The organism is Nonomuraea recticatena (assembly GCF_039533245.1).
Taxonomy (GTDB): Bacteria; Actinomycetota; Actinomycetes; order Streptosporangiales; family Streptosporangiaceae; genus Nonomuraea; species Nonomuraea roseola.
On record NZ_BAAATE010000005.1, the window covers coordinates 225171 to 235734 of the forward strand.

The window sequence follows — 10564 nt, forward strand, 5'->3', positions numbered from 1 at the left end:
TGCACGGTGGTCCAGCTGACGGGGTGCAGAGGCACGGGGTGGGGCACTGACTCGGTACGACCGGGCCTGAGCGGGCGGTCGTCGCCGACGAGTCGGTGTCGCGGGTAGTGGTCGACGAGGCGTCGGCGTGCGCCTCCGGTGGTCAAGGGCTCGTAGAAATGCGCAGGGATGAGCGGTGAGCCCAGGTGGCCCAGCGCCAGAGCCACTCGATGGGGCCCTGGCGGTAGCGGCGCAGCCAGAGGGTGGACAACAGCCACTGGGCCGCCAGGATGGCTCCCGCGGTCCAGGACGCCGCCGTCAAGGACTGACCGATCGGCAGGCCGAGGATGTGACTGGCCGCCAGAACGAGGAGTGTGGCGGTCAGGTAATTGGTCAGTGCCATCCGGCCCAGTGGCGCGAAGACGAACTGCAGCACCGGTCGCAGCGGCGTTCTGAGCAGGACCAGCATGCCGCACACGTACACACCGACGAGCAGTAGATCAGCAAGGCTGGACGTGGAAGCCAGGTACGTCGTGGCCCCCACGGCCCGCATGCTGGCCTGCACCCACAGGGCAGAGGCCAGTCCCGCCGCGAAGACCAGGCCCAGCAGGAGCGGCCCTCGGGTGGACCGATCGATCTGCTCGATCACTCCGTAGCGGACCAGTGCCGAGCCCAGCAGGAACAGCCCTGCGATCAGCAGAGGCCCGCCCCCGCTGAGGATCAGCGCCGCCGGGATGAGCACAGCGGCGAGGCCGGCCATGGCCCACCGGGGCAGCCAGGTCGAGGGCAGCAGCACCAGTATGCCGACGACGGCGTAGTCGGTCAGGATCTCGCCCGGCCATAGCAGCATGTGCACGAGGCCGATCGCGAGCAGCGCCCCCAGCCGCCGGAGCAGAGCCAGGCGTGGGCGGGGGACGCGGCTCGCGGCGGAGCCCAGCAGCAGCGCGAACCCGATGCCGAACAGCAGGGAGAAGATCGGCATTCCGAGCCAGGGGTCCCAGTCGCCCATGGGCTGCGTCACGACGGCGGAGCTGCCGGTGGCCATGAGCTGGATGTTGGCGAACAGGATCTCGCACAGCGCGAACCCGCGCAGGACGTCGAGCGCGGCGATACGCGATCGGCCGGGCGAGGTCATCGCCGAGCCTCCCCTGCCGTCGCCTCGGCGCGGGTGCAGGGGACACCGGGAGCTCCGGCCATATCTCCGGCATTCAGTCCCGGAGCGTGATCTTTTAAGGGCATAGGGCCCGATTCTCCGGATGCGGCCCGGTGCGGACATCGACCACAAGACGGGGCGCGCGGTATCCCGGCCGTACTTTCGGCCGATTCAGCGCGCCCAGATAACCAGAGCATCCGCATAGCCGCAGCGCGGCCAGCGACCGCCCGACGCGCCGGGCCGCCGCAGGCGGACCGGCCTTGACCTGTAGAGAGAGTTGTCGCCGGTGTTACTGTCCGTGACGCTCTCCCAGCGTTGCTCGGCCCAGGATCAGGTCGGCGATACGCACTGATCGGGCCACGAAAGCTCGCGCCTCTCGACCACGGACGCGCCTGAGTACCCAACGAAGATCACGTGCGCATGAGCTCAACATACGCCGTTGCTCCTCCGTGAGAACGCCACGCTGAGAGCCGACATACGAGGTCACGATGCCCGCCATGTAGGCATCCGCGAGCACGAAGTCCGGGAAGACGTCCCCCATGCCAGGAAACGGCTGGCCGAGGTGCTCGGCCCAGAGGACCGAGACCTCGTTGAAGACCGCGCGGTTCACTCACCAGCAGGCGCGATGCCTACCGGGCAGGTGACCCCGGTCCCTCCAATCCCGCAGTAGCCGTTGGGAACCTTGTGGAGGTACTGCTGGTGGAAGCGCTTCGCTTCAGGCAATAGATGTACGACCTAATGAGGCTTGGACCGGTACTCCGCCCACAGGTCGACAGCCTCTTGAAGATCAAGAGCGGCAACGTCCTCGCGCGCCATCCCGACCGTGTAGATCAACCGGTCCGCGAGCCAATCCGGAACCGGTTCTCTAGGGGGTGCTTCCTCCATCCGAAGATGATCGGCTAGCGTGCCGAGACGCTCGATCACCTGACCGAGCTGGACAAACTCAGGACGGGCAGCAACCGCCTCGCGAACCCTCGCTGTCGCCTCCGCGTACACTTCCGCGTCGGCACGCTCACCAACGGCCCACACCTCACAGATCTCCACCGACTTGTCCTCGGTGATCCTGTAGACGACCCGCCAGGTGTTACGGCCGACCACCAGCTTCCGAAAACCGGTCAGTTCCCCACCGAGCGGGTAACCGGCCTCAGGATTGTCCAGCAGGAGAAGGATCTTCTTGAGGACCTTGGGCACCGCGTCTGGGCCGATGCGTCGGAGGTCGTCGACCGCCGGCGCCGTGAAGACGACGTCGGACACGACTCACTCATCGTCCGGGATGGCGGCCAGCGACTCGCGAGTCTGCCCGAAGGCGGCAAGCACGTCATCGAGCGAAACGCGCTCCCCCGTGTCCGTGACCGACCGAGCGAGCACAAGCGCAAGATCACGCAGATCAGCCGCCGCCTCCTCCAACTCCTTGAGTCGGCGAATGCTCACCACGGCCGCCACCGGCTGATGCCGGCGGGTGACCACCAGATCGGTCCCCTGCTCCGCATCAGCCACCAGGCGGGCAACCCCTCGCTGGGCCGCTTCTGTGACGCTCAGCTCAGTAGCGTCGTGCAGAACAGTCATACATGAACTGTATATCTTTCTGCACAGAACCGCGATACTTCGGCCCGCATGAGGCTCACGCCTCTCCGGAGGTCAGGCCCACCGGACAGGCCACACCGGTTCCACCGATGCCGCAGTAGCCGTTCGGTACTTTAAAAAGATATTGCTGGTGATAATCCTCCGCGTAGTAGAACGGGCCTGCTGGGGCGATCTCTGTGGTGATGTCGCCGTACCCCGCTCCCTTCAGCACCTCCTGGTAGGAGTCGCGCGACGTCAGTGCCGTCTTCTCCTGCTCAGGTGAGTGGAAGTACACGGCTGAGCGGTACTGCGTCCCCGCGTCGTTGCCCTGGCGCATCCCCTGCGTAGGGTCGTGCGCCTCCCAGAACACGCGCAGCAGCTCCTCGTACGACACCTTCGCAGGGTCGAAGAAGACCCGTACGACCTCCGTGTGTCCCGTGCGCCCTGAACACACCTCCTCGTACGTCGGGTTGGGGGTGTAGCCGCCCTGGTAGCCCACAGCGGTCGACACCACGCCCGGCGTCTGCCAGAAGATGCGCTCGGCGCCCCAGAAACAGCCCATCCCGAAGTCCGCGATCTCTCCGTTCGCGCCCTCGAGGGGAGCGTCCAGGACCGCGTGGCGAGCGGGCACCGGCATCGGGGTCGGACGGCCCGGTAGAGCATCCGAGGGGTCCACCATCGATGACTTGTGCGTGCCGAACAGCCAGCCCATCATCCACCTCCTCCATCGACTCTACGCGACAACACTTAAGCGGCCCTACATCATCCCAGATAGCAATACGCATTTGTATTTAATGGAGTAAGGCGTAAAAATCGGTTACATGCCTGACCAACGTCGCGGAGTCCTCTACGGGGTGGCCGCCTACGTCCTGTGGGGACTCTTTCCGCTCTACTGGCCCCTGCTGAAGCCCTCGGGAGCGATCGAGATCCTCGCCCACCGCATGGCGTGGTCGCTGGTCGCCGTCGTGGCGATCCTGGCGGTGCGCAGGCACTGGTCGTGGTTCAGGCAGCTGACGCGCAGGCAGCTCGGACTGCTCGGGCTGGCGGCGGTGCTCATCACGGTCAACTGGGGCACCTACATCTACGGGGTCAACTCGGGACACGTGGTGGAGTCGGCGCTCGGCTACTTCATCAACCCGTTGGTGAGCGTGCTGTTCGGGGTGATCCTGCTCAAGGAGCGGCTGCGGACCCTGCAGTGGGTCGCGGTGGGGTTCGGGACGCTGGCCGTACTCGTGCTGACCATCGACTACGGCCGGCTGCCGTGGATCGCGCTCACGCTGGCGATGAGCTTCGGCATCTACGGGCTGGTGAAGAAGAAGGCGAACGTCGGGGCCGCGGAGAGCCTGACGGTCGAGACGCTCGTGCTCCTGGCCCCCGCGCTGGCCTACCTCGTCTACCTGGAGCAGTCGGGCGGCTCGACGTTCGGCGACCACGGTCCGTGGCACGCGCTCCTGCTGGCGGGCGGCGGCGTGGTGACGGCGGTGCCGCTGCTGTTCTTCACGGCCAGCGCGATCAGGGTGCCGCTGACGACGATCGGCCTGCTGCAGTACATCGCCCCGATCCTGCAGTTCCTGGTGGGCGTCCTGATCGTGAAGGAGACCATGCCGCCGAGCCGGTGGGCGGGATTCGCGATCGTGTGGCTGGCGCTGGCGGTCTTCACCTACGACAGCCTCCGCTCGGCGCGCGCCCGGCGCGCGGCCGAGCTGCAGCCGGCCTGACCCTCTCTGGAAGCCCCCGTACGGCAAGCCCCCCACGGCGCCCCCGCGGTCACAGGGTTCCCCCCACCGCGGGCGCGCCGCCCAGCAGAACTCCGGTCCCCGCCGTCACGGCGTCCGAAGAGGTCGTCACGGCGGGGGCATCCAACGAAGCCGCCAGGGCATGGGGCATCCAGAGAAGTCGTCGCGGCACCCAGGGAGAAGGCGTCAGCCCGACCGCTCGACCACGTAGTCGCACAGCGACAGGAAGGCCGACCTGGCCGGGATGTCAGGCAGCTCCGCCAGCTGGCTCCGGGCCCTGTTCACCCACGAGTCGAGCTCCTGCCTGGCCCGTGCCATCCCCTGGTCCGCCCTGAGCAGCTCTAGCGCCTCGTCCACGTCGGACTCCGCCACGGGCGCGCTCAGCAGCGAGCGCAGCCGCGAGGAGGGCGACGACTCCAGCGCGTAGAGCACGGGCAGCGTCCTGATGCCCTCACGCAGGTCGGTGCCGGGCGTCTTCCCCGACTCGGAGGAGGTGGAGGCGACGTCCAGCAGGTCGTCGCCGAGCTGCCAGGCCACGCCGATCGCCTCACAGGCGTTGGAGAGCCGCTCCACCACGTCGGGAGAGGCCCCCGCCAGCAGCCCGCCGAAGCGGCCCGAGGTGGCGATGAGCGAGCCGGTCTTGTCTGCCAGGACCCTGATGTAGTGCGCCACGGGGTCGTCGCCGGCGGAGGGGCCGATCGTCTCGCGGATCTGCCCGCGCACGAGGCGGGAGAACGTCTGCGCCTGGATCTTGATGGCCTCGGCGCCGAGGTCTGCGAGGATCTCCGACGCCTGCGCGAACAGGAAGTCGCCGGTGAGGATCGCCACGGTGTTGTCCCACCTGGCGTTGGCGGAGGGCGAGCCTCTGCGGACCGGCGCCTCGTCCATGACGTCGTCGTGGTAGAGCGTGGCCAGGTGGGTCAGTTCGATCACCACCGCGGCGGGCACGACGCCCGGCGCGGAGGGATCGCCGAACTGCGCGGCCAGCAGCACCATCATCGTCCTGAAGCGCTTGCCGCCCGCCTCGATGAGATGCTTGGACGCCTCCGTGACGAAGGCGTCCTCGCTCTCGACCGACGTGCGCAGCAGCTTTTCGACAGACGCGAGACCGCTGGCCAGGTCTTGCGCCAACCGCTCATCGTCGATGGGCAGATCAACAACCGGTGGCGCGGACATACATTCCCCTTAGCGGATAAACAAGGCAGAGGCAGCCTTGTCGGCGAGATCCAGGACAGGCTGCGGGAAAACCCCCAGCACTACCGTAACTGCTGCCGCAAGAGTGATAACAGCCGCGGTGGCCGCAGTGGGCACCGCGATGGTGGGGCCGTCGGCCGCGGGCTCGCTGAAGAACATCAGCACGATCACGCGAACGTAGAAGAACGCGGCGATCGCCGAGGAGACCACACCGACGACGACCAGCGGCGTCGCGCCGTTGGCCACGGCGGCGGCGAAGACCGCGTACTTCCCGAAGAACCCGCTGGTGAGCGGGATTCCGGCGAAGGCCAGCAGGAAGAAGGCGAACACGCCCGCCAGCATCGGCGACCGTCTGCCGAGCCCGGCCCACCTCGACAGGTGGGTGGCCTCGCCGCCCGCGTCGCGCACCATCGTGACGACCGCGAAGGCGCCGACCGTGGTGATGCCGTAGACGAGCAGGTAGAACATGATCGCCGACAGCGAGGTGGCGTTGCCCTCGGCGTCGGGGCTGGTCGCGATCACGCCGATGAGCAGGAAGCCCGCGTGCGCGATCGAGGAGTAGGCCAGCATGCGCTTGATGTCGGTCTGGGTGATGGCCAGAACCGCACCCACGATCATGGTCAGGATCGCGACGCCCCACATGACCGGACGCCAGTCCCAGTCGAGGTTGCCCAGAGCCACCCAAAAGACCCTCAGGACGGCCCCGAAGGCCGCGACGAGGGTACCCGAGGCCATGAGGGCCGTGACGGGGGTCGGGGCGCCCTGGTAGACGTCAGGCTTCCACGCCTGGAACGGCGCGGCGCCGATCTTGAACAGCAGGCCGACGCCGAGCAGCCCCAGGCCGATCAGCAGCACCGTGTCCAGCCCGCCGACCGTGCCGAGCGCGTCGTTGATCTTCGACAGGTCGACGGAGCCGGCGAAGCCGTACACGAACGCCATGCCGTACAGGAAGAAGGCCGAGGAGAACGCGCCGAGCAGGAAGTACTTCATCGACGCCTCCTGCGACAGCAGGCGGCGACGGCGGGCGAGGCCGCACAGGAGGTACAGCGGCAGCGACATGACCTCGAGGCCGACGAACATCACCAGCAGGTCGTTCGACGAGGCGAACAGCAGCATGCCGCCGACCGCGAACAGGATCAGCGGGTAGACCTCGGTGTGCGCGCCACCGGAGATCTCCGCCTCCTCCTCGGCCGCGCTGCCCGGCACGGCCGCGGCCGAGGCCACGAAGTGCTCGTCGTCGATGACCAGCAGCACGCTCACGAAGGACAGGACGAGGATGACGCCCCAGAAGAACAGCGCGGGACCGTCCACCGCGACGGCGCCCATGGCCGCTGCCGTGGTCGGCACGCCGCCGATCACCTGGAAGATGACCAGCACGAAGGCGCCGGCCGTGCTGAGCAGCGTCAGCGGCACGTGGATCGACTTGCGCAGGTAGCGCGGCGCGAACGCCTCGACCAGCACGCCGATGACCGCGGCGCCGAAGATGACGAGCATCGGCGCGAGCGTGCCGTACTCGATCGTCGGCGCTTGGATGCCATTCACTGTCCGGCCCCCTTCTCGGCAATCGCCGGGGTGAACTTCTCCACCTGGACGGAGACCAGGGTGTGGTCCACGGCCGGGTTGATCACGTCAAGCAGCGGCTTGGGGTAGAAGCCGAGCCCGATGATCAGGGCGATCAGCGGGGCGACGACCCACAGCTCGCGGCCGTTGAGGTCCTTGAACTCCTTGACGGGCTCGGCCGTCGGACCGCCCGCGACGCGCTGGTACATCCACAGGATGTAGATGGCCGCCAGGACCACGCCGCTCGCGGAGATGATCGCGGGGACCATGTACCGCTCGGCGGTGCCGACCAGCACCATGAACTCGCTGACGAAGGACGACAGCCCGGGCAGGGCCAGACCGGAGAGGCCGGCGATGAGGAACACGCCCGCGAGCTTCGGTGTGACCTTCTGCACGCCTCCGTAGTCCTCGATGTGCGGCGAGCCACGCCGCGCGATGAGGAACCCGGCGATCAGGAACAGCGCGCCGGTCGAGAAGCCGTGGTTGACCATGTAGAGCGTGGCGCCCGCGCCCGCGTCGTTCGTCATCGCGAACACGCCGAGGGCGATGAAGCCGAAGTGCGAGATCGAGGTGTAGGCGATCAGGCGCTTCATGTCCGTCTGTCCGATGGCCACGATCGCGCCGTAGATGATGCCGACCACCGACAGCACGATCACCAGCGGCGTGAAGAACTTCGACGCGTCAGGGAACAGCTCCAGGCAGAAGCGGAGCATGCCGTACGTGCCGACCTTGTCCAGCACGCCGACCAGCAGCACGGCCGCGCCCGCGGGAGCCTGGGCTGCCGCGTCGGGCAGCCAGGTGTGGAACGGCCACAGCGGCGCCTTCACCGCGAACGCGAAGAAGAAGCCGGCGAACAGCCACTTCTGCGTGGTCGGGTCCTGGATGGCCCCGATCAGCTCGGGGAACATGAAGGTGTTCTTGCCCGCGACCACGTAGAGGCCGATGACCGCGACCAGCATGAGCAGGCCGCCGAACAGCGAGTAGAGCAGGAACTTGACGGCCGCGTAGGACCGCTGGGCTCCGCCGTACGACCCGATCATGAAGTACATCGGGATCAGCATGGCTTCGAAGAAGACGTAGAAGAGGAAGATGTCGGTCGCCGCGAAGACGCCGATCATCATGGCCTCGAGCACCAGCAGGAGCGCGAAGTACGTCTTCACCGAGCGCTTGGCGCTCGGCGCGTCGGCGTCGTGCCACGAGGCCAGCACCACGATCGGCACCAGCACGGCGGACAGCGCGATCAGCACCAGGGCGATGCCGTCGACGCCGACGCCGTAGTGGACGCCGAAGCGCGGGATCCACTCGTAGGTCTCGACGAACTGGAAGCGGTCACCCTTCGGGCTGAACTGCACCGCCATCGCGATGGTCAGCGCCAGCACCACGACGGAGACGGCCAACGTGAGCTGCTTGGCCAGCTTGTCGTTGCCCTTCGGCGTGAGGGCCACCAGGACGGCGCCCACCACGGGCACCGCCATCAGGATCGTAAGCCAGGGCATCACAGGTTCCCTACGAGGAGCAGAGCGCCCGCCAGTACGGCAGCGCCGAAGAGGATGGACAACGCGTACGTCCGCGCGAAGCCCGTCTGGAGGCGGCGAAGCCGTCCCGACGAGCCGCCGATCGTCGCCGCCAGCCCGTTGACCAGGCCGTCGATGCCGCGGTTGTCGAAGAACACCGCGATGCGGGTGAGCCACTGACCGGGGCGCATGAGCAGCGCCTCGTTGAGGGCGTCGCCGTACAGGTCACGCCGCGCGAAGACGGTGACGAACGAGCCACGAGGAGCGACCTCGGGGACCTCCGCCTTGCCGTACTTGAACCACGCGAGCACGGCGCCCACGGCCACCAGCGCCAGCGTCGCGAGTCCCGCGACGCTGTTCCAGTGGAAGACGGGCAGTTCCTCCGGCCGGCCGACAGCGGGGGCGAGGAAGAGCATCAGCCTGTTGCTCAGCACCAGGTAGCCACCGAGGAAGATCGAGCCGATCGACAGGATGATCAGCGGGACCGTCATGACGGCGGGCGACTCGTGCGGGTGCGCCTCGGAGTCCCAGCGACGCTTGCCGAAGAAGGTCATGAAGACCATCCGCGACATGTAGAAGCCGGTGAGGCCCGCGCCGGCGACGGCGAGCCAGCCGAGGATCTGGTTGTGGTGCATCGCGGTCTCGATGATGCCGTCCTTGGTGAAGTAACCGGACAGCAGCGGGAAACCGATGATCGCCAGGTAGCCGATGATGAAGGTCACCGCGGTCACCTTCATCACGGAGAACAGGCCGCCGTACTTCCTCATGTTCACCTCGTCGTTCATGCCGTGCATGACCGATCCGGCGCCGAGGAACATGTTGGCCTTGAAGAAGCCGTGCGTGATCAGGTGGCCGATCGCGAAGGCGTAGCCGGCGGGGCCGAGGCCCGCGCCGAGCATCATGTAGCCGATCTGCGACATCGTCGAGCCGGCCAGGCCCTTCTTGATGTCGTCCTTCGCACAACCGATGATCGCACCGGCCAGCAGCGTCGCGACGCCGACGATGGTGACGACCAGCTGCGCGGTGGGCGCGCCCTCGAAGATGAAGCCCGAGCGGACCACCAGGTAGACACCGGCGGTGACCATGGTCGCGGCGTGGATGAGGGCCGAGACCGGGGTCGGGCCCTCCATCGCGTCCAGGAGCCACGACTGCAGCGGCAGCTGGGCCGACTTGCCGCAGGCGCCGAGCAGGAGCAGCAGGCCGATCGCGGTCAGCGTGCCCTGCGAGGCCTCGCCGACCTTGCCGGAGATGTCACCGAAGGCGAGCGAGCCGAACGTGGTCCACATCAGGAAGATGCCGACCAGCAGGCCGAAGTCGCCGACACGGTTGACGATGAAGGCCTTCTTGGCCGCGGCGGCCGCCGTGGGCTTGAACTGCCAGAAGCCGATCAGCAGGTAGGAGGCGAGACCGACGCCCTCCCAGCCGATGAACAGTCCGACGTAGTTCGACGACAGCACCAGCAGCAGCATGGCCGCGACGAACAGGTTCAGGTAGGCGAAGAACCTGCGACGGTCGGGGTCGTGCGACATGTAGCCGATCGAGTAGATGTGGATCAGTGAACCCACACCGGTGATCAGCAGGCAGAAGCTGATGGACAACGGGTCGACCAGCAGGCTGATGTCGGCGATGCCGGGAATGAAGTCGAAAAGGCGGATGCTGTAACGACCACCAGCGAGCTGGAGGAAGGCGAGCACCGCGACGACGAACGAACCCAGTGACATCAGGACACCGAGGTAGTGCCCCCATGCGTTGGTACGGCGCCCGCCGAGCAGGAGGATCGCCGCGCCCAAGAGGGGCAGTGCGATCATCAGCCAGGAGGCCCCGATCACTCCACCGGAGTGCGGGATGATCTCAGCCGGTTCCAC

The 10564-nt window shown here is 67.3% G+C and carries 9 protein-coding genes and 1 pseudogene; 1 reads left to right on the forward strand and 9 read right to left on the reverse strand.

What is annotated here, in order from left to right; translation table 11 throughout:
* Positions 1 to 142 precede the first annotated feature (142 nt).
* The 5 genes and pseudogenes from ABFX50_RS12590 to msrA form a co-directional block, all read right to left on the reverse strand.
* Positions 143 to 1114 (reverse strand): DUF418 domain-containing protein, encoded by a 972-nt coding sequence (locus ABFX50_RS12590; protein ID WP_346146059.1) that lies wholly within the window; start codon positions 1112 to 1114, stop codon positions 143 to 145.
* A gap of 624 nt (positions 1115 to 1738) precedes the next feature.
* Positions 1739 to 1846 (reverse strand): annotated as a pseudogene (locus tag ABFX50_RS12595) (peptide-methionine (S)-S-oxide reductase MsrA); the annotation flags it as partial.
* A 21-nt stretch (positions 1847 to 1867) separates the two neighbouring features.
* A complete protein-coding gene (locus ABFX50_RS12600; protein ID WP_346146061.1) occupies positions 1868 to 2386 on the reverse strand; it encodes a type II toxin-antitoxin system RelE family toxin in 519 nt (172 codons plus the stop codon).
* Positions 2387 to 2389: 3 nt separating this feature from the next.
* Positions 2390 to 2698: a type II toxin-antitoxin system Phd/YefM family antitoxin gene (locus ABFX50_RS12605; RefSeq protein WP_346146063.1), complete on the reverse strand. Its 309-nt coding sequence runs from the start codon at positions 2696 to 2698 to the stop codon at positions 2390 to 2392.
* 55 nt (positions 2699 to 2753) lie between these two features.
* A complete protein-coding gene (gene msrA, locus ABFX50_RS12610) occupies positions 2754 to 3407 on the reverse strand; it encodes a peptide-methionine (S)-S-oxide reductase MsrA (protein WP_346146454.1) in 654 nt (217 codons plus the stop codon).
* A 109-nt stretch (positions 3408 to 3516) separates the two neighbouring features.
* Between msrA and rarD the strand changes: the two genes are divergently transcribed.
* Positions 3517 to 4413 carry an EamA family transporter RarD gene (gene rarD / locus ABFX50_RS12615; RefSeq protein WP_346146065.1) on the forward strand — a complete coding sequence of 299 codons (897 nt, stop codon included), beginning with the start codon at positions 3517 to 3519 and terminating at the stop codon, positions 4411 to 4413.
* 204 nt (positions 4414 to 4617) lie between these two features.
* Here the strand turns inward: rarD and ABFX50_RS12620 are convergent, their stop codons facing one another.
* Genes ABFX50_RS12620 through nuoL form a run of 4 tightly spaced genes read right to left on the reverse strand, consistent with a single transcriptional unit; the run spans position 4618 to position 10507 of the window.
* The gene (locus ABFX50_RS12620) at positions 4618 to 5607 is read right to left on the reverse strand and encodes a polyprenyl synthetase family protein (protein ID WP_183652020.1); all 990 of its coding nucleotides are present in this window, start codon (positions 5605 to 5607) and stop codon (positions 4618 to 4620) included.
* Between the two features lie 9 nt (positions 5608 to 5616).
* Positions 5617 to 7119, reverse strand: a complete 1503-nt coding sequence (nuoN, locus tag ABFX50_RS12625; protein WP_346146456.1) for an NADH-quinone oxidoreductase subunit NuoN — start codon at positions 7117 to 7119, stop codon at positions 5617 to 5619.
* 44 nt (positions 7120 to 7163) lie between these two features.
* Positions 7164 to 8681: an NADH-quinone oxidoreductase subunit M gene (locus tag ABFX50_RS12630; RefSeq protein ID WP_346146067.1), complete on the reverse strand. Its 1518-nt coding sequence runs from the start codon at positions 8679 to 8681 to the stop codon at positions 7164 to 7166.
* Positions 8681 to 10507: an NADH-quinone oxidoreductase subunit L gene (nuoL, locus tag ABFX50_RS12635; protein WP_183660264.1), complete on the reverse strand. Its 1827-nt coding sequence runs from the start codon at positions 10505 to 10507 to the stop codon at positions 8681 to 8683. Before nuoL ends, ABFX50_RS12630 begins: the two co-directional genes overlap by 1 nt.
* Between the last annotated feature and the right edge of the window lie 57 nt (positions 10508 to 10564).

Excerpts from the sequence above, each read along its gene's own strand:
- ABFX50_RS12590 (WP_346146059.1), bottom strand. The coding sequence starts at position 1,114 with ATGACCTCGCCCGGCCGATCGCGTATCGCCGCGCTCGACGTCCTGCGC.
- ABFX50_RS12605 (WP_346146063.1), bottom strand. The coding sequence starts at position 2,698 with ATGACTGTTCTGCACGACGCTACTGAGCTGAGCGTCACAGAAGCGGCC.
- msrA (WP_346146454.1), bottom strand. The coding sequence starts at position 3,407 with ATGGGCTGGCTGTTCGGCACGCACAAGTCATCGATGGTGGACCCCTCG.
- rarD (WP_346146065.1), top strand. The coding sequence starts at position 3,517 with ATGCCTGACCAACGTCGCGGAGTCCTCTACGGGGTGGCCGCCTACGTC.
- ABFX50_RS12620 (WP_183652020.1), bottom strand. The coding sequence starts at position 5,607 with ATGTCCGCGCCACCGGTTGTTGATCTGCCCATCGACGATGAGCGGTTG.
- nuoN (WP_346146456.1), bottom strand. The coding sequence starts at position 7,119 with ATGCTCGTCATCTTCGGCGCCGCGGTCATCGGCGTGCTGGTCGAGGCG.
- ABFX50_RS12630 (WP_346146067.1), bottom strand. The coding sequence starts at position 8,681 with ATGCCCTGGCTTACGATCCTGATGGCGGTGCCCGTGGTGGGCGCCGTC.
- nuoL (WP_183660264.1), bottom strand. The coding sequence starts at position 10,507 with ATGATCGCACTGCCCCTCTTGGGCGCGGCGATCCTCCTGCTCGGCGGG.